Here is a 23708-nt window from a genome sequence, read left to right as displayed (position 1 = left end):
AAATCGTGTACCTACAGCATCTAAAAAAATAACTATTGGGTTTTTCATAAGGAGATCAAGGCGATCATGGAGTCAGGAGTTCAAGGAGTCAGAAATTCAAGAAGTCAGGAGTTAAAGCAGTCAGGAGGCAGGAGGCAGGGAAGAATATTTATCTTTTGCCTTTTGCTTTCTGTTCCCTATTCCCTATTCCCTATTCCCTGTCACCTATTTTACTGAGAAAGTGTTTTAATGATCGGACTAACTAACCAATTAAACCCGACTTTTAATTGATGTTCTAAGGTTGGTAATCTGTATAAATAAGCTAACCGACGGGCGATGTATGCTAAAGAACCATCTAGTTTCACACCTAAACCTGTGAGGGTGGCGTTATCTACTCCCAAGGACATCATTTCCCCTAGTTGTTGATAGCGGAAGGGAAGTAAAGGACGATTGGTTAAAGATGCCCAAATGTTCCATGCTGTATAATCTGCTTGTTGAAATGCTACTTGGGCAGTTGCGGGTACTTGTTTTTCTTCTGCATCTTTACAGTCTGCTAAGTCTCCTAAAGCGAAAATTTCGGGATGTTCTAAGACTTGTAATGTGGTTGTAGTGGTGATTTGTCCGCGTTGGTTTTGCTTGAGGGGTAGATTTTTTACCACTGGGGAAACTCTTGTACCGATTGTCCAAATTACCAAATCTACAGGAATTTCATCTACTTGATTTTTATACTCCAGGGAAATGGTATTTTCTCCTATTGATAATACTTTGGTTTCTAAATCTATAAACACGCCTCTAGCATCTAAGGCTTTTTTGGCGGCTTCGCGGTTAAATTCTGGGGAATTTCTTAAAATTTGATCACCGATTTCAATCAGGCGAAATCTGCCTTTTTCTCCTAGTCTATCTGCTAGTTTACAAGCTAATTCTACGCCACTGTAACCACCGCCAACTATGGCAACACGAATTTTTTCAGGATTTGATGCTTCTAAAATTCTCAGGCGTTCTTCTAGGTGATAAGCATCCGTGATGGTACGGAAGGGGTAAGCATGGTTGACTGCACCGGGTACTAAATCTAGGGGTGTTTCACCACCTAATGCTAATACTAGGCGATCGTAGTCGATTTTTTGCCCATCTTGCAATTGTACCTGTTGTTTGTCGGTGTCGATTTCTGAGACGGTGGCTTGATGAAAACGTACTCCTGTCCCTTGTAGCAGTTCTTGGTATGGTGGGGCTATTTCCCAGGTTTGTAGTTCGCCAGTGAGGAGTTCGTAAAGTAGGGGAGAGAATAGAAAGCGATCGCTCTGATCTACTAAGATTATCTCAGGTTTGGGTGTATTTTCCCAGGGTAGCTGGCTTAACCGTAAGGCGGTGTAGAGACCTCCAAAGCCTCCACCTAGTATACAGATTTTTGTAGTTGTTTTTGTAGTTGTTTGTGTCATGGTTTTGCTCAGAGGCTAAATTCTAGCAGGTTGATTTATTTTTAGTGTTATTCTTAGTGTAATGATTTATTGTGATCTGGACTTGAATCAGATACGCAATTTATATCAAAAGCCATAAGGTAAAAGACTTTTCACACTGTCACCTGTCACCTGTCACCTGTCACCTGTCACCTGTCACCTGTCACCTGTCACCTGCTATATTACGTTCTCTTGCCATTAGCCAACAATCCTGATATTTACCTTCGTGTAGATCATGACATGGTAACAGCTTAATTTTCACAAACCCACATTTTTCATAGCAGCGAATAGCACGGTGATTTTTTACATTAGGATCAATTACTATTTTCAACGCTTGCAGAGTGTTAAATATATATTCTATCGCTAAAGATAACACTTTTGTCCCAATTCCCTGATTCCAATATTGAGTTTCACCGATAAATAAGTCAATGCCATAGACATTATTTGTATCTTGTAAAGAATACATTTTGCTAAGATGTTCTGGTAGTTTATTCAGTTCATAATATTGTAAATAACCAATGTCTATATTTTGATATGAGAAAATCCTGGGAATAAGTGATTCTTTTCCTAATATTCTGGGCTTATAGGTTTTGATTACCTTTTCTAAATCATAAGGTTCATCTCTTCCTCCGTAGAATTGTAATACTTTTTCATCGGTGCGCCATTTTTCCATTAATAAATAGTCATTTTTATGATTTTCCATAGGACGAATTTTTATTTCCTCTTTGATAATTAGCATAGATTATGTTTATATAAATTATCTTAGTTTTTCTTGATGTTAATAGCAGGTAATATACAAACTATACAATCATTTTTAACGCCTTAATTACTTGATTCATACTCAATTTTACAAGTTTTTAAACGTTTATTTACTTAATACTACTAAGCTGTTATGCCTTTAACTTAAATAATTAATACAAGCAAGATGCTTGTGCTACTGTAACTTCAGGTTTTGTAATTATACAGTCTAGCTGCACATCAGCTTACTAACTTACATTATATTACCATTATTAATTACATTTTAGGACTAATACCCAGTATTTATTATAAGTTTTATAAATATATAAATTTTTATTGTTGACGGGTAATAATTATCCTTACTAGTAATGGTTTATGATTTTGGTTGTGTTGCTGTGTTGAGATTAATTTTTTGATTGGTAAAATCAGATAGATGATTGAGTTGTTATTTACAAACATTGTTTAATTTTAGCATCATTTTTTGCCTGAATTGTTAATGGCAATCCTGGTTGTATTGTAGAATAAAGACGGTTAAATTCACGCTGAAAATGTGCAGATACTGTAGGACTTTCAATAATTAACAAAGTTTCGTCGTTATTATGATTTCCTGCTTCTGACCAATTATGAGAACCTGTAATTACTGTTGTGTTATCAATAATCCCAAATTTATGATGCAAAGAATCACCTGTTGCTAATGTGGGTATTCCAACGCTAGTAATAGGATTTTTCCAAGGACGGTTATCAACTTCATATTTACAGTTTTCAATTACAGCTAAACCCATCATATCTAAAGCTTCACTGTAGGAACGATAGGCAAATTGTGAGTCAAGTAAAGCGCGAATTTTTACATTTTGATTATGGCGATTTTCCAAAATATTGGCAATTCTTTGATCAGAAAATACAAACAATGCCATATCTATATTTTTACTTGATTTATCTAAGGTTTGGGAAATTAAACCATTACTAGAATTATTCCAAGGTTGAGTGGGAGAAACAGGGGAAAAGTTGACGGTAATTAGATTGTTGACTAAAGTAATTGTTTGGGGTTTACGTATAGGTTTGTTAACACCAAATTTACTATCTGGGTTTCCTCCTGGTCCATCACCCCAGAGGATATTAAATTCTTCGGTAAATAAATTAGCTAAGTCTTGACTATCAATTTTCAATAGGTTATTTGCATTACCTAAACTGCTAGAATTGCTAATATCTCCTGAAGTGTCACTGAAAGTAAAATTAGCAGAAGTAATTATCGCAAAACGATTATCAACAATGATAAATTTATGGTGCATCAAACCACTACCAGCAGAACCATCTGCTGTGTCATCTATCCAGGGAATTTTACTATTTTTGATAATGACTAAAGCATCACGTTGACTTATTTCCTCTGGTGTGATTTGATTGTCTTGGTTGATATCAACAAATTTTCTCAATTCGTTGTATCTTGCTTTTTCTCTTGGTTCTAGTTTTTGAACTTCTGCATCTGTTAAACTACTCCAAGGACGAGAATAGTTATTCTCTAAAATTAACCGAACTTTAACACCGGATTTTTGTTTTTCTGCTAATGCTTGGGCAATTTTTGGTAAACGTAATTCTTGGACTGCTATATCTATGGTAGATTGAGCTTGGGAAATAACATCAATAATCTGTTTTTCTAAATCATCTCCTGGACGGGTTTGTTTTCGGTAGGTTTCTTGATATTCTGAAGCTTGGGAATGATTGAAGTAAACTTGAATTAATGGTTCTTGGGGTAATGGTGCTAAACGCTGATTTGAAGATTTGACTTTTTGACAACTGGTGAGGGTAAATAAGAATAAAAATATATAAGATGAAAATTTAAGATGGTGAAAAATAGACATGAGAATCTGATACAAATAAATAAGGGATAATTAGGGACGTTAGGAGTTATGTATAAGTCATGGAAGAATGAACCGCAAAGGACGCAAAGGACGCAAAGTAAAGAGGGTTTAAGAAAGATTTTGTATGAGTGATCAGAAAGTAAAAAATTCTGACTCCTGACTCCTGTACGGGCGAAGTAGGGGCGAAGCATTCGGAAAATAACCTGTGATCAAAATTGATAATTTATCGCCCGAATGCTGATGCTTCCAGCACGCTTCGCGAACGCCCTTACAGGAAAATAGCCTTTTCATAAAATTGATAATTGGTTGCCCGAATGCTTCGCCCCTACGACTGCTTGAACTCCTGACTCCTAATAATTTATTATTGCCCATAATACGTGCTAAATTATCAAAATTATTGATTTTATGCAAATTTATCTAGATTACAGTGCTACTACTCCCCCTCGTCCTGAGGCGATCGCTGTTATGCAATCAGTTTTAACTCAACAGTGGGGTAATCCTTCTAGTTTACATGAATGGGGCAACCGTGCAGCTTTAATTTTAGAAACTGCGCGGATGCAAGTTGCAGGTTTAATCAATGCTATTCCTGAATCAATTATTTTTACTTCTGGGGGAACGGAAGCGGATAATTTAGCTATTATGGGTGTAGCTCGATGTTATTCTAAACCACAACATATTATTATTTCTAGTGTGGAACATTCCGCTATTTCTGAACCGGTGCGAATGTTAGAAAGTTGGGGTTGGGATGTCACACGATTAGGTGTAAATGGACAAGGTAGAGTTAATCCTGAAGATTTAAAAGCAGCTTTAAGAAATAACACAGTTTTGGTATCTGTGATTTATGGACAAAGCGAAGTGGGGACGGTTCAACCTATAGTAGAATTGGGAAAAATTGCTAAATTACATGATGCTTTATTTCATACAGATGCAGTACAAATTGCTGGACGTTTAGCGATAGATGTGAATAATTTACCTGTTGATTTATTGAGTATTTCTAGTCATAAATTATATGGTCCTTTGGGTGCGGGTGCTTTATATGTGCGTCCAGGGGTGGAGTTAATACCACTTTTGGGTGGTGGTGGACAAGAGAAAAAATTGCGTTCTGGTACACAAGCAACTCCCGCTATTGCTGGTTTTGGGGTTGCTGCGGAGTTAGCGGGAAAAGAGTTAGAAGGGGAAAGAATAAGATTAATAAAATTGCGCGATCGCCTCTTTTCTTTGTTAGAAAATGTCCCCGGTTTAATTCCTACAGGTGATATGATTAATCGTTTACCCCATCATCTGAGTTTTTGTTTAGAATATGCAGATGGGGAAAAAATCAGTGGTAAAACTTTAGTTCGTCAGTTAAATTTAGCAGGAATTGGTATTAGTGCGGGTGCTGCTTGTAATAGTGGTAAATTAAATCCTAGTCCGATTTTATTAGCAATGGGATATTCTCAAAAAGCCGCTTTAGGAGGAATTAGGTTAACATTAGGAAAACAGACAACGGAAGCGGATATTGATTGGACCGCGATCGTTTTGAAACAGGTTTTGCAGAGGTTGGTAAATGTGGAATTAGTCAGGAGTTGATTGTTAGAATTTTTTGTCAGAATCAGGATGTCCAGGATTAAAGGATTTACAGGATTTCTCTCGTTCCCAGTCTCTCTCGTCTCTCGTTCCCAGTCTCTGACTGGGAATGCTATCATAGAGTCTCTGACTCTAATTTTATGACAAAAGGCAGAGCCTTTAATAATTCATTCCCATACAGAGTATGGGAACGAGTAAATTACCAATTACCAATTACCAATTACTAATTACCAATTATGTACCAAACAGATCCACCACGTTCTCCTCAAGAAGTATTACCAACGATGTATGATCTTAAAAGTGAAGATCCAGAGGAAAAAGGTTTGCCAGATCAATTTCATTTATTACAACCTCGTTTATTAGACGAAACTTTTAAATCTTCTGTTTATCCTAGCGACAAAATATTTACCGCTAGTGATATGAATTTATATTATGATCCCAATCATCCCACATGGTATAAAAGACCAGATTGGTTTCTATCTGTGGGTGTTTCTCCCCTTTATAAAAATGGTGATTTACGACTGAGTTATGTAATTTGGCAAGAAGGAATTACTCCTTTTGTAATAGTTGAATTACTTTCACCAGGAACAGAAAAGGAAGATTTAGGACAGACTTTGCGAGATGTGGAAAAACCACCAACCAAGTGGGAAGTTTATGAACAGATTTTAAGGATTCCTTACTATGCGATTTTTGACCGTTATACCTATAAATTTAGAATGTTTAAATTAGATGGTGGTCGTTATGCAGAAATTGATTTATCATCATTAAATTATCGGTTTTGGATACCAGAAATAGAGTTAGGTTTGGGTGTTTGGGAGGGAATTTATAATAATATTCAGCAACCTTGGTTAAGGTGGTATGATGTTTCTGGTAATTGGGTTTTGACTCCAATGGAACAGAAAGAAAGGTTGATAGAACAGTTAAGAAAGCTGGGTGTTGAACCTGATATTTAATAGACAAGTGGTAGCATTTCCGCTACCATAATTTCTAAATCAGGAAAATCTAAAGGTGATATTTTTTGATGTTCTGTGGAAATTTCTTGATTTTGATAACCTTCTGGTGTGGGATTTCTAAATACAATTAATTCGCGTTTGACTACATCTAACACCCAATAATCTTTAATTCCTGCTTGAGAATAAGCTTTAGCTTTTATTTCTGTATCCAGCTTTAAACTACTATCTGCAACTTCAATAATGAAATAAATTTCATCTGGTGTAGGATGATGATCTGCATAGTCTAAAGGATCTATTTTGACTACAGCAACATCTGGTTCAGGTTCAGACCTTTCATTTAATTTTACAGGGTCTTGAATAGCTATCCAAGCCTGATTTTCTAAACGATTTTGTAATAATTTATTTGTTCTTCCTACTGCTGACCGGTGGACTGTTCCTTTAGCAACTATGCAAATTATTTTCCCTTCTAATAATTCTACTCGTTCACTTGGTTCAAATATTCCTGCTTCAGCCATTCTGTGGTATTCATCAACAGTCCACAGTCGCAATTGTAAGGGTGATTCTGTGGTTTGCATAGTTAATTGAGGTAAATATTTATTCTCTATTATATGATATTTTTTGTCAGAATCAGGTGGTTATCGAGCGAAGTCGAGATAATGTCCAGGATTTTAGGATTTACAGGATTTTTTATGAGATAATGGAAATAAAGAAACTGTGAACGGATAATGATTACTCAATTAATGGTTCAACTTTTATGCTATCCCAAGTATATTTTCCATTAATTTATATCCTTCAGATAAAGACATTTGACCATTGGAAATAGCTTGTAATAAGTTAAAAACATCTTGATTACTAATCAAATTAGCATCTAAAGCTTTATGTAACACACCATAAAAATAACCTAAATCTTTTGCTTGAACATTAGATGCTCTTTCTTTGACTTCAATATCTTTAATATTTTTTTTGATATCCTCTTTTATTTTAGCTTTTGCAGCTTCCATTTTAGAGCCGTGTTTGACTAATTGAGTTAGTCCCCAAGCAACAGCACCTCCAGCAACAGCACCTCCAACAACCAAACCGACAGGTGCTGCGCCCACCAGAACTATACCAGTTAATGCTGTAACTATAGGAATTGATACTTGAACACCAATAGCAGCTATAGCAACAGCAACAGCACCACCAGCAAAAACAGCAATTCCAATTTCACCTAGTATTCTGGCAGAATCGTTAGGATTTTTTTCAAGTTCTTTTAAAGTTTTAAGTAGTTGTTGCTTACTTGGAGTTTTATCTGAAGACATTTTTGTAACCTCTAAATAATTAACTAATGTTGACATAATTGTTATGTAGTTGTTATTTCTTGGAAAACAAGAATAAAAACTTCAATTAATAATTGAAAAAACTCTTTAGCTATTTCTATTATTTCTTCTGTAATACCTAAAATACCAACATCATATACTTCTTTACCTTGTCTTCTTTTGTCTAGTCTATGTCCTGCTATAGCACCAATAGTAATACCTAACACAGTAGCTAAAGGCGCTAAAAACTGACCAATAAAAGGAATTGCATTAACTAATAAACCAACAGCAGCACCTAAAGCAACACCAGTAGATAAATAAGGATGCGCTTTGATAAACTCTATAATCTTTATTAAGATTATTTTACCTATAGAAATAACTTTGTTGCCTACCTTTTTCGTAGAGCTTGCTAATTCATGTAATCTGATAGCAATATCATCTGGCAATCCACTATTAGCAATCCATACATATAAATCACTACTACTCATAGAATCAGCTTCTATTTGCCATAAAGCTATTTTTAGGTTTGCTTGTGGTAATGATAAACTATTTGCAGTCATAATCTATGGACCGGATACTAATGCAGGTTTATGGATTGATGTTAATTATATTTCATATAACTTAAAATGAAGTGTGTTTTTCATCACATTATTTTAGTGATATTGATCACAAAAAATATTTATTATTTATTAATTCTGCGGATTTTTTCCGTGTATCAAATTTTTCAATATGGCTGAACTACCTAAAACCCTAGAAGCGTGCAGTTCAATCCGGTGAAGCGGTAAAATCGTCCTTAGCTGAACGTACCAATTAATGAGAAAATAAAGACTTGCAATCATCCTTGTCTTGTATTGCTTCCCACCGAAAGGAATTTTTATCAATGTGGAAACGAATTGCGTTAATCTTGGTTTTAGTGTTCAGTATCAGTTTCAGTAACCCTGATGTTGCTGCTGCGGCTGGACTCAAAAGCTTTGTAGATACTGCTGATGGTTATCAGTTTTTATATCCTAATGGTTGGTTGCAAGTTAAAGTTACCGACGGTCCTGATGTGGTATTTCATGATTTAATCGAAGTATCAGAAAATGTCTCTGTGGTGATTAGTCCTGTTCCTCAAGGTAAAAGTTTGACTGAATTGGGAACACCCACCGAAGTAGGATATAAATTAGGAAAAGCTGCTCTTGCTCCTGAAGGTTCTGGACGTTCAGCAGAATTAGTTAATGTTGCTCAAAAAGAAGTAGATGGTAAAACTTACTATTTTCTAGAGTATGAAGTTCAACTTCCTAACCGTGAAAAACGCCACAATATAGCTAGTGTTGCTGTGAGTCGTGGTAAGTTGTTTACTTTTAACGCTTCTGTACCTGAAAGACGTTGGAAAAAACTGCAACGTACTATTGATGAAGTTGTTAGTTCTTTTAGTGTCTATTAATTTTATGTGATTGGGATGATCAATTTTAGATTTTAGATTTTAGATTTTAGATGGAAATGAAGTAAGTAAAATCCAAAGTCCAAAATTTAAAATCTAATACCCAATTACAAATTACAAATTACAAATTACCAATTACTTATGAATATTCCTGATTTTATACTTGCTTCTGCTTCTCCTGCACGTCGTCGTTTGTTGCAAACTGTGGGTATTGAACCTATTGTTAAAGCTAGTGATTTTGATGAGTCGCAAATTCAAGTCACTGAACCAAAAACATTAGTAGAAATTTTAGCTAAGTGTAAAGCTGAAACTATTGCACCTCAGTTTCCCTACGCTTTGGTGATGGGTTGTGATTCGGTTTTAGCCATTGATGGACAGATTTATGGTAAACCAGAAAATGCAGAAGTGGCGATCGCTCGTTGGAATTTAATGCAAGGTAATTTTGGTGATTTGTATACTGGTCATGTTTTAATTGATAATACCCAAAATCTCACTGTTGTCAAATGTCAAATTACTAGGGTTTATTTTGGGAAAATGAGCGATCGCGCCATTGCAGCTTATGTTAAAACAGGTGAACCCCTTAAATGTGCCGGTGCTTTTGCTTTAGAAGGTTTTGGTAGTTTATTTGTGGAAAAAATCGAAGGTTGTCATAGTAATGTAATTGGTTTGAGTTTACCATTACTGCGGCAAATGTTAGCAGAATTGGGTTATGAAGTTACAGATTTTTGGCAATAATTGAGTAATGATTATTCCTAATTTACCTCATTCCTTTACCTTCCAAAATCCAGAGATTTATCAAACATTCTGACTCCTGAATCCTTACCTTAATCACAATTTTCACTTAACCAGTTTCTTAAATCAGTTTCATTTTGAAAATCTAATAAAGCTTCTCCCAAATCTTCTAACTGTGTAAAAGATAAATCTTGAATTTGATTTTGAATGTCTGTACCTATTTTTCCTAAATGACGCTGAAGCTGACGCATAATTAACTTCACTTCCGAGCGTCTTCCTTGTTCTAAACCTTCTCTAACTATTTTTTGATACACTACAGATTCTTGCATAATATCCTCCCGAAAATAAGCATTGATGATATCTGTATCAAATTTAATTCCAGCTAAAAGTTGCACACAAGCGGAAATGTTAATTTTTTGTCTTCTGTCTTCTATTATATTTACTTTAGCTGCGACTTGTTCTAATATTATACTAGAATTATCAGCTTTGGCTAAAACTGCTAAGGGTAAAAGTTCGGTCGTTGCTAATAATGGTTCAGGTTCACATTCCCAAATTCTGATCACTCGATAACGGTGAAAAGTATTGGTAGCTCTAAACTCATCAATAAATACATCTTCTGATGTGGTTGGTTTTAAGAAAATAACAATTTGCTCAATCTCAATATTATATTGACGATATAATCTCACCCAATAATCTAACATCCGTAAAGGTAGGGGTGGTTTTGATTGGGGAATGGTTTGAAACTCTAAATGAATGATTTTACTGCTGGTTTTTAAGAAAAATAGTCCATCCACCCGAATTGGTTCTAAATTTAATTCTGTTTTTAAGAGTTCTGGTGTTTCGGAAATATTAGCACCAAGCAACCATTCAACAATTGCTTGCGGATATTCTTCAATTAAATATTTCAGAGTGCTGTCGTAACTCATATCTAATATGTTTTATGTTCTATGTTTTTTATTTGTGTTTTTTGATTAATTTGATACTAGCTTGAATTTACTGTCTGTGGCAACTAAATTACCACAAATCATCAAAATGTTATGTATATAATGCTATTGATGATTTATTTATAATTCTTAATACAAATAAATAACCTGACTAATTGTAAACTAGATCATAAATTACATCGTTGACATAAAAAATATGACCTCTACTTCTAGCCCATCCCTACGTGAACAACAACATCCCTTGATTTGTAAACTAGCTGATACAATTGAAGCAGCTTGGCATAAATACCTAGACTTATCACCCTATCATTTACCTGCGGAATTAGGATATGTAGAAGGTAGACTAGAAGGGGAAAAACTAATTATAGAAAATCGTTGTTATCAAAGTACCCACTTTCGTAAAATGCACTTGGAACTAGCAAGAGTGGGAAATATGTTAGATATTTTGCATTGTGTGATGTTTCCCCGTCCAGAATATGATATACCTATGTTTGGTTGCGATTTAGTTGGAGGTAGAGGTCAAATTAGTGCTGCGATCGCTGACCTTTCTCCTGTTAACTTAGAACGGATTTTACCAGAAGGTTATAATTCCCAACTCAGCCAGTTAACAACAATTAACTTTTCCCAATCCCGTGAGTTACCAGATTGGGGAAATATCTTTTCTGACTTTTGTTTGTTTATTCGTCCCAGTTCTTTAGAAGAAGAAAGCTTATTTTTGGGAAGAGTAAAAGACTTTTTAGATATTCATTGTAGTCAAGCGATCGCATCTATTCCCGTAGCACCAGAAAAAGTAGCATCAATTATTGCTGGACAACATAATTATTGTACAAAACAACAACAAAATGATAAAACCCGACGAGTTCTAGAAAAAGCTTTTGGTGAAGATTGGGCAGAAAATTACATGACTAGGGTATTATTTGATTTACCAGAATAAGTCAGTATTCAGCTATCAGTAATCAGTAATCAGTTATTAGTTATCATCCAATAGCAGTAAGAGCAGGGAGCATCCCAAATGTGTCAGTTTATTTTAAGTTTATTCTTATCTAAACAATAGAAAATTACCCCTCGCTTGATATGATTGAACCGCAAAGAACGCAAAGAACACAAAGAAAGAGGTCAGAGAATTTAGCGCAGACTCATCAAGAAACAGTATAACAAGGATACAGAGTTTTGTTAAATTACACCAGTGTTAATCAGAGCAATTTACAGACTATGATTGATTGTTTTCAGGTTCTTGTGGATCATTGACTGCTGACAGATGAATGCTTACAGCAGTTTTCATGTCTTTAGACCACAGTAAGGGCGAAGCATTCGGATGATAGTCTTAGATAAAAACCGATAATTAATTGTCCAAATGCTGATGCTTCCAGCACGCTTCGCGAACGCCCCTACATTGTTCACGCGAAACTTAAATCAAAATGTGGTTTATTTACCTGAAAATAGCTGTAATTGAAAAATTTTTAAGACTCCCTATCTGTAAGCTTCGTTACGTTTTTTCATCACTAATAAATGTAGAATTTATTTAACTAGAGTTAAATGGGAGTTTAAAATCGGTAGAAATAAAAGTAGCACATCATATATTATCAGGAAATTACCAAAAATATTTGTTGTTTTGTTAGATGTAAACAAATAAATTGGTTCACAAGTTAACAATTCAGTTGTTAACAATTCAGTTAAGAAAATCTTGATATTAGGAATTTTCTATTTGATATAGGGGTATGTAACACTTCTTCATACCCAGATCCCCGACTTCTAATATCAATTCTTAATTTATTTTTGCGTGATTATTATTAGCGCATTTATTCCATATTGCTGGGATAAATCATCAGCAATAAAAAATATTTGCTTAATATTTGCTTATCTGGGTGCTGAATTTGGTGAATTCAACAGTGTGAATTTCTTTAATTTTTCGTGCAATCACAACTTATATTTTACCAAATCAACTGAGGCTAATTTGCTTTTTTACTTTCACAAATCACAAATTAGATAAAAGGGCAACATATCATGTCAAGGGTGACTGAAAAGCCAAAGTTAACAGAATCGGCACTAGAAAAATCTCAAGTTTGGTTGAAAGTTGCTATAGCCTTACCAGTAGCGATCGCCGCTGGTGTTCTAGGTACAGCCAGAATTGAACAATTAAAAAAACTAACTTCCTCCGTATCTGTAGCCCCTACTCCCAGTAGCATTAGTGCCGTGGGTAGATTAGAACCGCGAGGAGAAGTAATTAAAATAGCTGCTCCCAACTCAGGACTATCAGCAGGTTCACGAGTACAACAACTATTGGTAAAAGAAGGACAAAAAGTACAGCAAGGTCAAGTTATTGCCATTTTAGACAGCCGCGACAGCAACATGGCCGCAGTCGAAGAAGCAAAAGCCAGACTACAAGAATCTCGTGCTAATTTAGCCCAAGTAAAAGCTGCTTCACCAAGAGATATTCAAGCTCAAAAAGCGGTCATTTCTCGTTTAAAAGCACAGTTAGAAGGAGAAAAACAAGCCCAACAAGCGACTATTGCCCGCATCGCTGCTGAGTTAAGTGGGGAAAAAATCGCCCAAACTGCCACAATTAAACGTCTAGAAGCCGAACTCAGTGGACAAAGAGATAGTTTAAGAGCCACAATTAACCGGGTACAAGCTGAACAACGCAATGCTCAAGTTGATGCCAGACGCTATGAGTTTTTATATCAACAGGGGGCTATTTCCCAGCAAGAACGGGATAGAAGACGTTTGAGTGCTGTCACCGCTACTCAGCAACTGCGGGAAACTCAAGCTAGTTTGAGACAAGCACTAGGAACACTACAACAACAAATTGCTGAAGCTAGAGCTACTCAAATCCAAACTATCGCTACTTTACAGCAGCAACTGATCGAGGCTACGGCCACCCGCGACAAAACTGTGTCCACATTACAAAGGCAAATCGACGAGGAAAGAGCGAGATTAAGCAGGTTATTAGATGTGCGTCCTACTGATGTACAAATGGCACAAGCTCAAATTAGTAATGCGATCGCCTTTGTCAGAAAAGCCCAAGCAGAACTGCAACTAAGTTATGTCAAAGCCCCAACCCCTGGAGAAATTTTAAAAGTTCACACCAAATCCGGGGAAGTCATGAGTGCAAATGGCATTGCAGAAATTGGACAAACCGATCAAATGTTTGTCATTGCCGAAATTCCCGAAGATAGTATTGCTAAAGTTCGTGTTGGTCAAAGTGCGACTATCACCAGTGATAACGGCGCATTTAGCGGGCAAATCAAAGGCAATATCACAGAAATTGGCCGAAAAATCGGTAAAAAAGATGTACTGAATACAGATCCAGCCGCAGATATTGATGCCAGAGTCGTAGAAGTCAAAATTGCTCTTTCTCCCGCAGATAGTCAACAAGTTTCTGGTTTAACTAACGCTAAAGTGATTGTGGAAATTAACACAGATGACATCACCAAAACCAGGTAATTTGAAATTAACTTGATGGTAATAACACCGGGAGCATCCCCATGAAAGAAAAAATCAATGCAGCCATACCAAAAACTCTCTAAAACTCTCTTACCTTTGTGTACTTTGCACGCCAGTTGCTACAAGTCGGCAGAGCCGCCCAACGCACTGGCTCGTCTTTGCGGTTCAATCAAATTCAGCCTGGAATAATTTTCATGGGATAATTTTCTGTTATTAGATAAAAATCAACTTCCACATTTGGGATATTTCCATAATACCTGGAATTGATTCATTTAATTAATCCCAAATCCAACATCTCCAATCCAAAATTAAATGACTCAAAAAATACCTCTATCTTGGCTACAACTGACAAGAGAAAAAACTCGCCTAGCTGTGGCTTTATCAGGTATTGCCTTTGCTGATATCTTGATGTTTATGCAGCTAGGTTTTCGGGATGCACTATATTACAGTAACGTCAGAATGCACAGCAGTTTAAAGGGTGACATTGTTGTAATTAACAATCAATCTAATGCTGTATTAGCAATGAAACCTTTTTCCCAAAGGCGATTATATAAAGCTTTAGATGTGCCAGCAGTGGAATCAGTGCATCCGATTTATTTAGACTATACCACTTGGAAAAATCCTATTACTGGTCGCCCTCGCAGTATCCTGACTTTTGCCTTCAACCCAGAATTTAATGTTTTTGATTTACCCGGAGTAGAAGAAAATATCAATAAATTGAAAATGCCAGATGTGGTATTATTTGACCGTTCTTCTAGGGTAGAATATGGACCAATTGCTAGTGATTTTGAACAGGGAAAAAATGTCACAGCAGAAGTGAGAAGACGACGAATTAAAGTAGCAGGATTATTTACTTTAGGAGCATCCTTTGGCGCAGATGGTAATTTAATTACCAGTGATGTTAACTTTTTGCGGATATTTAATAATCGCCAAAGGGGATTAATTGATATTGGGTTAATTAGGTTAAAACCTGGTTCAGATGTCAACCAAGTGGCTGCATATTTGCGGACTTATTTACCTACAGATGTGAATGTTTTCACCAAACAAGAATTTATTGATTTTGAAAGAAACTACTGGGCAACGAGTACCGCGATTGGTTTTATTTTCACTTTAGGGACAATTATGGGTTTTATTGTGGGAACTGTAATTGTTTATCAGATTTTGTATACAGAAGTAACAGATCATTTATCTGAATATGCTACTCTCAAAGCCATAGGTTATACACAAAATTATTTATTAACAGTCATTCTGCAAGAAGCTTTTATGTTAGCAGTTTTAGGATACATTCCTGGATTTGCTTGTGCTTTATTTCTCTACCAAGTTGCTAGAGATGCCACACTTTTACCAGTTTTTATGAGTTCTTATCGGGCTATTATGGTACTAATATTAACTATTTTAATGTGTTTTATTTCTGGTGTAATAGCCATGAGAAAATTACGTTCTGCCGATCCTGCTGATATTTTCTAAAGTGGAAGACAGGAGAGGAAAATTTTAGATTTTAGATTTTAGATTTTAGATTTTAGATTTTAGATTGCAGATGACAAAAACAATCCAAAATCCTTTCATCCAAAATCCTTTCATTGCATCACCGATCACCAATCACCAATCACCAATCACCTATGATGAACACTTCAGAACCAGTAATTGCCATTAAAAATATCAACCATTATTATGGTCGAGGGGCGCTGAGAAAACAAATTTTATTTGATATTAACCTAGAAATATATCCGGGAGAAATTGTCATTATGACTGGTCCATCAGGTTCAGGTAAAACCACATTACTGAGCTTGATTGGTGGGTTGCGGTCTGTACAAGAAGGAAGCCTGAAATTTTTAGGTAAGGAACTATTTGGCTCTAGTCAAAGTCAATTGGTACAGAGTCGGCGTAATATAGGTTATATTTTCCAAGCTCACAATTTACTCGGTTTTTTAACTGCTAGACAAAATGTGCAAATGGCAGTGGAATTAAACGAGGGTATTTCTCAATTCCAAGCTATTAAAAAATCAGAAGCTATGTTGGGGGCAGTGGGGTTAGCTGAAAGGATGAACTACTACCCAGACAATTTATCTGGTGGGCAAAAACAAAGGATAGCGATCGCGCGCGCCTTAGTCAATCAACCTCCATTAGTTTTAGCAGATGAACCAACAGCAGCATTAGATAAACAATCAGGGCGTGATGTGGTAGAAATCATGCAGCGTCTAGCAAAAGAACAAGGAACGGCAATTTTATTAGTTACCCATGATAACCGCATCCTAGATATAGCTGATCGTATCGTGGAAATGGAAGATGGTCTGTTAACTCGTGATGATCAAAATATACCTATCAGCCACAAGGTAGGGACGCAAGTTTCAGAGTCTCACTAACTAAACTGTTTACTGAGTCAAGCCTTAGCTTTTCCAGTTGTTTTTTTTGGTGGTGGAGGAACATGAGGCTTTCCTGTTGGACCCTCTGAAGGTGCAGCAACATTTGGTTGGCGAGTAGTACGGAAAGTAACATTTACCCCTTCATTCGATTGTTCCAAAACCAGCAAAGGAGTGGGTTTAGCCTTTTGATCCCAGTGCATATAGACAATCCTACCCTGAATCGTTGGCTGCCATGAGTCGTCATCATCTCTAGGACTCAGATAAGTTTCTATACAGTCCATAATTTGGCTAATAGTTGTAGAAGTTGCCTGTGTTGGTAACTTCATTAACCGAATTTGAATCCTAAACAATACTCGCTTGACAATATTAGGTGGTACACCAGTTTCATACTCAACATCAAAAAGCTCGTCTATCTGTCTACCAGTGCTGCTTGCAACTCCTACTTGTCCCTGTTGAGACTGGGCTGGGCGCAGTGCTAAAGAAATTTTATCTTTGATTTTGATTTTAATTTGATTAACAATCGCAAAATGAAATACTTCCTCTGACATCCGCATTCGCAGATAATCAAGGTTAAAGTCCCGCGAGTGGACCAAATCTGGGTTGGTTTCCATGTTGCGAATGGTTTCCAGTGCCAACTTTAATTTTTTTTCGAGTTCTCGCGTGCGAAATTTTTCAAATTTGACGCTTTTTTCATATTTATGGACTAAAACTTTGCCATAAATAATTACACCGATTAGTCCTAACAGCAGTCCTCCACTGGCATACATAAATAAGGATGATGTTGGAGACTCATTGGCTGGTACTTGTTGAATTGCCTTTGTAGTTTTAGCCTTTGAAGACTGGGCTAGAAAGATGGTACTGAGCATGGTTAGCAAATTCAAATATTTTACTGATAATGTTTAGGATGCCCAAATATTTGGTATCACTTTACTGTATTATCAATCTTTTTTTACATCATATTCCTTGATTGTCATTTTTCTATGTACAGACACATTAGCAATTCTCATGAGTGGAAGAATATACGTCTCGTAGCCACAGATATGGATGGAACTTTGACTCAAGAGGGAAAATTCACCTCTTCACTGTTGCAAGCTTTGGAGAATTTAGCAGCCACAGGAGTTAAAGTATTGATTGTCACCGGTCGTTCAGCTGGTTGGGTCAGTGGACTCAGTAGTTTGATGCCAGTTGCGGGTGCTTTAGCAGAAAATGGGGGTTTGTTCTATTCATCTCTTAAATTAGAACCACTAACTTTAACACCTATTCCTGATTTAGCTCAACATCGTCAGGACTTAGCTACAACTTTTACCAAATTACAAAGTCAATTTCCGCAAATTCAGGAATCTGCTGACAATCGGTTTCGTGTCACTGATTGGACATTTGATGTTGCTGATTTGACATTAAATGAATTGCAATATCTCAGTAATCTTTGTCAACTTGAGGGTTGGGGATTTACTTATAGTAATGTCCAATGTCACATTAAACCACAAGCACAAAATAAATCTGCGGGACTGTTACAAGTGCTACGCGAATACTTCCCAGAATATTCACTAGAACAAGTTGTTACTGTAGGTGATAGTCCCAATGATGAAAGTTTATTTGATAGTCGTTATTTTCCTATTTCTGTAGGTGTGGCAAATGTGATGAAATATGCCAATCAGTTACAGTATCAACCTACTTATGTAACTAATGCGGCTGAAGGAGCAGGATTTTTTGAGTTATCTAGTTATATTTTGCAAAGCTTGTCAACGTCAAAAAGCTAGATGATTCATAGTAATAATTCAGCAATCAGTAAATTGCTACCCCATTTACAGATTACTGATAGCTAAATTTTTACATCCATCATAACATATTTTGTGTTTTATAAACTAATTTTACCAGTCTGTTAGTTTGTTCTTATCAAAGAATTTCTTGCTACTAGTTAGATAATATCTAGGTTAATTCATGTAACATATATAACATTTTTAGGCTAGAATTTGATTGAAAATCGGTTAAGGTCATTGCTGAATATTGATAGACGCTCGTTATAGCAACACTCAACCTATATTTTGATGAGAACAGTGACAATTTGCAACACTGTATAGTTTTCCCACCAAGCTTTTGGGATTGATATATGGGATCACAATATTCGATATCAGTAATTAATAAGTTAAGGTAATACCATTTTTATTATTTCTTTGCTATTTTGTATTTAACGGGACAGTTATTCAACACACCGTGAGTTTAAATAGCAATTAATTAAGGAATTTATCTGCCCATTACTTGTAAGATATTCCAATTGCAATTTTTTGATCTAGAATTACTAAGGCAACGCAGATTTCTGTAAGATTTTGCATGGTCATCAGCCAAAATGGCAGAAGTTTATCAAGTTTATCAATTTAAAGACAACAGGATGTAGAAATATGATCACCACAAATTCTCAATCTATCATTTTCCCTAACTTGATTAGCCAGATCGAAGCAACCCAACAAACAAGTCATAAATCTGATTTACTACAACCAATACGTCAATGGTTAGATGAAATCAAATTTCACAATCGTCAACTAGCGAAATTGATCGCTAAACTGATTCCTGCTCAATGTCCCTTTGAACGTGATATTGTATTTTTCGGTCGCAAAATTGCCCACATTCCCCCTATGTGCAAACTTAATCCCCTATACGAACAATTTGTAGGCTTGCGTTTTCGCGCATTGTGTTATTTAGTAGATGAATGTGGCGAAGATATTCAATCCTACTGCTAAATCACCCTAGATACAACAACAAATGGAAATTAAGATCGAGCATCAACCGAGTCAAGAGAGCCTCAATCATTTAGGTGTATACAAATGGGCAATTTGGCAAAAAGAAGTTTCCAAATTCCCTTGGACTTATGATTCTGAAGAAACTTGTTACTTTTTAGAAGGCGATGTAGTTGTTACCCCTGATGGCGGACAACCAGTGCAAATGGGTAAAGGAGATTTAGTAACATTTACTGCTGGGATGTCTTGTACATGGGAAATTATCAAGGACGTAAAAAAACATTATTCCTTTAATTAATTCGGCACTTCTGCACCAAGAGTCAAGATTTATGATCTTTGTCTCCTGGTATAGTTGACGATTTACAAAACAAACATTTCATCATTTACTTGGAGTAAGTCTTGTCTGGAGATTCGCAACGAGTTTGATCAACTCCAGTTGCAATAATTTGCAAATTGTAAATTCAAGTTGTTAATTGTTCAATATTTTCATCACTTGTTGCGACTCCCAAATAATTACCCAAATAATTACAATTACAATTACCAGTTAAAAGTTAAAGCTTAAAAATCATTTGTAAAAATATTCATCAATCAGGAAGAACTGATATATATAGCTGCTATAATTATATTTTCCTATTTACATAAGATTTACACAAAATGTTATTACATCTCAGCACCTGGCCAGAAGTTGAAATTTATTTACAACAATCTCAGGGAATTATTATTCCCATTGGTTCAACTGAACAACATGGACCTACTGGTTTAATTGGAACTGATGCGATTTGTGCAGAAGCTATATCCCGTGGTGTGGGGGAAACAACACAAGCTATGGTTGCACCAACTATTAATGTGGGTATGGCATTACATCACACTGCTTTTTCCGGTACGATTAGTTTACGTCCTAGCACTTTAATTTTAGTAATCAAAGATTACATTACCTGTTTAGCAAAAGCTGGTTTTACAAAGTTTTATTTTATTAATGGACATGGTGGAAATATTGCTACTGTAAAAGCTGCTTTTTCTGAAACCTACGCACATTTAGAAGATTTACAAATTCAAAACTACCAAAAAGTACAATGTCAAATTGCTAATTGGTTTATGTGTGGTTCTGTATATAAACTAGCGAAAGAATTGTATGGGGATCAAGAAGGTTCTCATGCTACCCCTAGTGAAGTTGCTGTAACTCAATATGTCTATCCAGAAGCTATTAAAAAAGCTCCTTTATCTCCAGAGGTTGCAGGTGGTCATAAAATTTATGGTGCTGTTGATTTTCGTTCCCGTTATCCTGATGGCCGCATGGGTTCAAATCCTGATTTAGCGACTCCTGAACATGGTAAACAATTTTATGATGTAGCTGTGGAGGAGTTGAGTAAGGGATATTTGGAGTTTTTGCATCAGGAATGAATCCTGTAGAGATGATGTGTAAATCATCTCTATTTTGAAATAAATCAAAATTGGTGTATTATAAATTTATCACGTTCCAGCTAATAAACCTGTAATAATTGAGTATTTCATGGCTGTTTTGTCGTGAACATATATGAGAATTGTAAACCCACATAAGTGGGTTTGTCATTTTATTAACCTTGAGCTATACCTTCTTCCCGTGCAGCTTGTTTAACAGCAGCAGCAACTGCTGTAGAAACACGCTCATCAAACACAGAAGGAATGATATGTTCTCGATTTAAATCAGAAGGTTTGACTAAAGAAGCGATCGCATTTGCAGCTTCTAAACACATATTAGTTGTAATTGTTTTTGCTCGACAATCTAACGCTCCACGAAATACACCAGGAAAAGCCAGAACGTTATTAATTTGATTGGGGTAGTCACTGCGGCCAGTAGCCATGACTGTAACATTTTTAGGTACTAATTCTGGTTGAATTTCGGGGATGGGATTGGCCATTGCAAACACAATTGCATCCTTTGTCATACCTTGTACCATTTCTGGTGTTAAAACTCCAGGTCCACTCAACCCAATAAACACATCTGCACCTTGGGTTGCACCTGCTAAAGTACCTTGTGCTTTAACTGCAAATTCTCTTTTTTCGTCGTTCAAATCTGTGCGATTAATAGAGATAATGCCTTTAGAATCACACATCCAAATTTGTTCTGCACCGGCTTTTCTGAGTAAACGAGCAACTGCGATCCCCGCAGCACCAGCACCATTAATGACAATACGGATATTTGCAATTGATTTATTGACTAATTTTAAAGCATTCAGTAAAGCAGCTAAAGTGACAATTGCAGTACCATTTTGATCATCATGAAAAATGGGAATGTCTAATTCTGCTTGCAGTCTTTTTTCAATTTCAAAACAACGGGGTGCTGCTATATCTTCGAGGTTCACACCACCAAATACAGGGGCGATATTTTTGACTGCTTTGATGATTTCTTCTGTATCTTGAGTATCCAAACAGATGGGGAAAGCATCTATACCAGCAAATTCTTTAAATAACATGGCTTTACCTTCCATAACGGGTAAAGCAGCACCAGGACCAAGATTACCTAAACCTAATACTGCGCTACCGTCAGTGACAATGGCGACAGTGTTTTGTTTAATGGTGAGGTGGTAAACTTCCTCTGGGTTTTCGGCGATCGCTTTACAAATTCTTCCTACTCCTGGTGTGTAGGCCATAGCTAAATCAGAAACACTTTTTAAAGGAATTCTACTAGCAATACTGATTTTCCCGCCCCGATGTAAATTAAAAGTCCGGTCATAAACATCTATGACTTTAATATCAATTAGCTCTTTTACCGCTTGCACAATAGTTTCCGCTTGTTCTGTACTTGCTGCATCTACAGTAATATCACGGATAGACTCTTGGCGGTTTTGTTCAATTAAATCTATTTGTCCGAGATTACCACCACTAGAAGCGATCGCCTGTGTTACAGATGCTAACATCCCCACCCGGTTGGGAATTTGTAAGCGTAGTGTCACACTGAAACTAGAATTAGGAGTGAGATTTGTCATGGTGTGATAGTTAGATTTTGAATCTTAGATTTTATATTGAATTGCTAGTAAAATTGCAACTTTGATAAAAAATCTGACATTTCATGTATAAGATTCAGATCCCGGACTTCTTAAAGAAGTCCGGGATCTATCAAATGTTTACTTTACCTTTAAGTAGGTAAATTATTCGGATCAATACCTTGGGAAACTAAAAAAGCTATTAATCTCTCCTTTTCTTCTCTTTCTTGTTCTGCACGTTCCCGTTCTCGTTCCGCACGTTGTCTTTCTTGTTCTGCAACTTCTTTTTCTTTAGCAATTTGTTCTAAACCCCAAGGTAACAAATTACCATCTTTATCCCACCACCTTAACCAATAACCGTTTCTACCTTCTTTTTCACCTTGCCAAGTTCCTAAAAATAACCCCATGTTTTCAATCCAATGACGACCATTTTCATCTGGTAATGTCAATTGATATCGGTCGTTTTTTAATTCATAAAATTCCAATAAACCACCATCAGGTTCAAAGATCACGTAAATAGGAACTTGTAAAACCTGTTCATAAAAAAACCATTTTCCCGGAGGATAACTCCGTTTAACAGAATATTCTCCACCATCATTATGAGATAAAAATTCCATGACTATTAAGGGAAATTCACCTTCTAAATATGATGTATAACTTCTACGTTCTGGTAAAACTTCTTTCACGGATGGTATATATAACCAATCTGGTGCTTTAACAACAATTTCACCATTAACTGTCGCACAAAGTCCAAAATTAGAAACTATTAACATTTCTGGTTTGATAAAACCTGCTATTTCTAAACTTTCCCGTAATGCACCTGCTAAAAGCGGTTGTCCTGTATTTTCCACCGGTTCATCCTCTAACTGAAAATCATCGGGTAAAGCTTCCCAAGTGATTACCAGTTGTTTGACTGTTTTCGGTGCAGTTGTTGGTTCACTAAGTTGGGTTGCCATTTAGATTACCTCTGGTTGATTTATTTTCATTGTATACTAGGAGTCAGGATGTCCAGAATTTGGATTGATGATTTTTGATTGTTTAAGATTTCTATTTGTCTGAATCAGGATGTTCAGGATTTTAGGATGTACAGGATGTAGTTTATTAGTTGTTTATTGGTGGTTGAGATTTGATTTTTTCTGAATCAGGATGTTCAGGATTTTAGGATGTACAGGATGTAGTTTATTAGTTGTTTATTGGTGTTTAATATTTTATTTATCTGCTCAATTATTTATATTTTTTTCACAAGTGTTGAATCCTGCAATA

At 36.0% G+C, this 23708-nt stretch carries 23 protein-coding genes; 12 read left to right on the top strand and 11 right to left on the bottom strand.

Features of this window, described 5'->3' with window-relative positions; all coding sequences use genetic code 11:
* Positions 1–209 precede the first annotated feature (209 nt).
* The 4 genes from H5968_RS08510 to H5968_RS08495 all read right to left on the bottom strand — a co-directional run bounded on the left by H5968_RS08510 (position 210) and on the right by H5968_RS08495 (position 4318).
* Complete coding sequence (locus H5968_RS08510; RefSeq protein WP_187039601.1) at positions 210–1415, bottom strand: NAD(P)/FAD-dependent oxidoreductase; 1206 nt, start codon at positions 1413–1415, stop codon at positions 210–212.
* A gap of 181 nt (positions 1416–1596) precedes the next feature.
* Positions 1597–2172, bottom strand: coding sequence for a GNAT family N-acetyltransferase (locus H5968_RS08505; RefSeq protein ID WP_187039600.1), 576 nt, complete (start codon positions 2170–2172; stop codon positions 1597–1599).
* Between the two features lie 448 nt (positions 2173–2620).
* Positions 2621–4027, bottom strand: a complete 1407-nt coding sequence (locus H5968_RS08500; RefSeq protein WP_187039599.1) for a phospholipase D-like domain-containing protein — start codon at positions 4025–4027, stop codon at positions 2621–2623.
* Positions 4028–4159: 132 nt separating this feature from the next.
* Positions 4160–4318, bottom strand: a complete 159-nt coding sequence (locus H5968_RS08495; RefSeq protein ID WP_187039598.1) for a hypothetical protein — start codon at positions 4316–4318, stop codon at positions 4160–4162.
* 114 nt (positions 4319–4432) lie between these two features.
* Between H5968_RS08495 and H5968_RS08490 the strand changes: the two genes are divergently transcribed.
* Both H5968_RS08490 and H5968_RS08485 read left to right on the top strand, forming a co-directional pair.
* Positions 4433–5596, top strand: coding sequence for a cysteine desulfurase family protein (locus H5968_RS08490; protein ID WP_187039597.1), 1164 nt, complete (start codon positions 4433–4435; stop codon positions 5594–5596).
* 233 nt (positions 5597–5829) lie between these two features.
* Positions 5830–6546 (top strand): Uma2 family endonuclease, encoded by a 717-nt coding sequence (locus H5968_RS08485; protein WP_187039596.1) that lies wholly within the window; start codon positions 5830–5832, stop codon positions 6544–6546.
* Here H5968_RS08485 and H5968_RS08480 read toward each other — a convergent pair.
* From H5968_RS08480 to H5968_RS08470, 3 genes are all read right to left on the bottom strand, one after another.
* Positions 6543–7121 (bottom strand): Uma2 family endonuclease, encoded by a 579-nt coding sequence (locus tag H5968_RS08480; RefSeq protein ID WP_187039595.1) that lies wholly within the window; start codon positions 7119–7121, stop codon positions 6543–6545. The two genes, H5968_RS08485 and H5968_RS08480, sit on opposite strands and share 4 nt — an antisense overlap.
* 177 nt (positions 7122–7298) lie before the next feature.
* On the bottom strand, positions 7299–7880 hold the full coding sequence (locus H5968_RS08475; protein ID WP_187039594.1) for a hypothetical protein: 582 nt from the start codon (positions 7878–7880) through the stop codon (positions 7299–7301).
* A gap of 5 nt (positions 7881–7885) precedes the next feature.
* Positions 7886–8401 (bottom strand): DUF2273 domain-containing protein, encoded by a 516-nt coding sequence (locus H5968_RS08470; RefSeq protein ID WP_187039593.1) that lies wholly within the window; start codon positions 8399–8401, stop codon positions 7886–7888.
* A 320-nt stretch (positions 8402–8721) separates the two neighbouring features.
* Here H5968_RS08470 and psbP point away from each other — a divergent pair, with 320 nt between their 5' ends.
* Positions 8722–9267 carry a photosystem II reaction center PsbP gene (gene psbP, locus H5968_RS08465; protein WP_187039592.1) on the top strand — a complete coding sequence of 182 codons (546 nt, stop codon included), beginning with the start codon at positions 8722–8724 and terminating at the stop codon, positions 9265–9267.
* 138 nt (positions 9268–9405) lie between these two features.
* Complete coding sequence (locus H5968_RS08460) at positions 9406–9999, top strand: nucleoside triphosphate pyrophosphatase (RefSeq protein WP_187039591.1); 594 nt, start codon at positions 9406–9408, stop codon at positions 9997–9999.
* 89 nt (positions 10000–10088) lie between these two features.
* Here the strand turns inward: H5968_RS08460 and H5968_RS08455 are convergent, their stop codons facing one another.
* Positions 10089–10922, bottom strand: a complete 834-nt coding sequence (locus H5968_RS08455; RefSeq protein ID WP_187039590.1) for a DUF4351 domain-containing protein — start codon at positions 10920–10922, stop codon at positions 10089–10091.
* Between the two features lie 214 nt (positions 10923–11136).
* Between H5968_RS08455 and H5968_RS08450 the strand changes: the two genes are divergently transcribed.
* The 4 genes from H5968_RS08450 to H5968_RS08435 all read left to right on the top strand — a co-directional run bounded on the left by H5968_RS08450 (position 11137) and on the right by H5968_RS08435 (position 16747).
* Complete coding sequence (locus H5968_RS08450; RefSeq protein WP_187039589.1) at positions 11137–11874, top strand: phycocyanobilin:ferredoxin oxidoreductase; 738 nt, start codon at positions 11137–11139, stop codon at positions 11872–11874.
* Between the two features lie 1070 nt (positions 11875–12944).
* The gene (locus H5968_RS08445) at positions 12945–14384 is read left to right on the top strand and encodes an HlyD family efflux transporter periplasmic adaptor subunit (protein WP_187039588.1); all 1440 of its coding nucleotides are present in this window, start codon (positions 12945–12947) and stop codon (positions 14382–14384) included.
* 312 nt (positions 14385–14696) lie between these two features.
* Positions 14697–15851 (top strand): ABC transporter permease DevC, encoded by a 1155-nt coding sequence (gene devC / locus H5968_RS08440; RefSeq protein WP_187039587.1) that lies wholly within the window; start codon positions 14697–14699, stop codon positions 15849–15851.
* 155 nt (positions 15852–16006) lie between these two features.
* The gene (locus H5968_RS08435) at positions 16007–16747 is read left to right on the top strand and encodes a DevA family ABC transporter ATP-binding protein (RefSeq protein ID WP_187039604.1); all 741 of its coding nucleotides are present in this window, start codon (positions 16007–16009) and stop codon (positions 16745–16747) included.
* A 17-nt stretch (positions 16748–16764) separates the two neighbouring features.
* On the opposite strand, the gene H5968_RS08430 is transcribed toward H5968_RS08435, so the two are convergent.
* A complete protein-coding gene (locus tag H5968_RS08430) occupies positions 16765–17613 on the bottom strand; it encodes a hypothetical protein (protein ID WP_187039586.1) in 849 nt (282 codons plus the stop codon).
* Positions 17614–17727: 114 nt separating this feature from the next.
* On the opposite strand from H5968_RS08430, the gene H5968_RS08425 reads away from it, so the two are divergent.
* The 4 genes from H5968_RS08425 (at position 17728) to H5968_RS08410 (ending at position 20883) form a co-directional block, all read left to right on the top strand.
* A complete protein-coding gene (locus H5968_RS08425; RefSeq protein ID WP_137667451.1) occupies positions 17728–18507 on the top strand; it encodes an HAD family hydrolase in 780 nt (259 codons plus the stop codon).
* A 639-nt stretch (positions 18508–19146) separates the two neighbouring features.
* Positions 19147–19485 carry a Mo-dependent nitrogenase C-terminal domain-containing protein gene (locus H5968_RS08420; RefSeq protein ID WP_187039585.1) on the top strand — a complete coding sequence of 113 codons (339 nt, stop codon included), beginning with the start codon at positions 19147–19149 and terminating at the stop codon, positions 19483–19485.
* Between the two features lie 22 nt (positions 19486–19507).
* On the top strand, positions 19508–19780 hold the full coding sequence (locus tag H5968_RS08415) for a cupin domain-containing protein (protein WP_187039584.1): 273 nt from the start codon (positions 19508–19510) through the stop codon (positions 19778–19780).
* Positions 19781–20136: 356 nt separating this feature from the next.
* A complete protein-coding gene (locus tag H5968_RS08410) occupies positions 20137–20883 on the top strand; it encodes a creatininase family protein (RefSeq protein WP_187039583.1) in 747 nt (248 codons plus the stop codon).
* A gap of 173 nt (positions 20884–21056) precedes the next feature.
* Here H5968_RS08410 and H5968_RS08405 read toward each other — a convergent pair whose 3' ends face one another.
* Complete coding sequence (locus tag H5968_RS08405; protein ID WP_187039582.1) at positions 21057–22448, bottom strand: malic enzyme-like NAD(P)-binding protein; 1392 nt, start codon at positions 22446–22448, stop codon at positions 21057–21059.
* A gap of 149 nt (positions 22449–22597) precedes the next feature.
* Positions 22598–23401: a Uma2 family endonuclease gene (locus tag H5968_RS08400; protein ID WP_187039581.1), complete on the bottom strand. Its 804-nt coding sequence runs from the start codon at positions 23399–23401 to the stop codon at positions 22598–22600.
* Positions 23402–23708 lie beyond the last annotated feature (307 nt).

This window comes from Sphaerospermopsis sp. LEGE 00249 (genome assembly GCF_014299995.1).
Taxonomy (GTDB): domain Bacteria; phylum Cyanobacteriota; class Cyanobacteriia; order Cyanobacteriales; family Nostocaceae; genus Sphaerospermopsis; species Sphaerospermopsis kisseleviana.
Note: the sequence above shows the minus strand (reverse complement) of the source record. Positions and strands in the feature narration are given on the sequence as shown.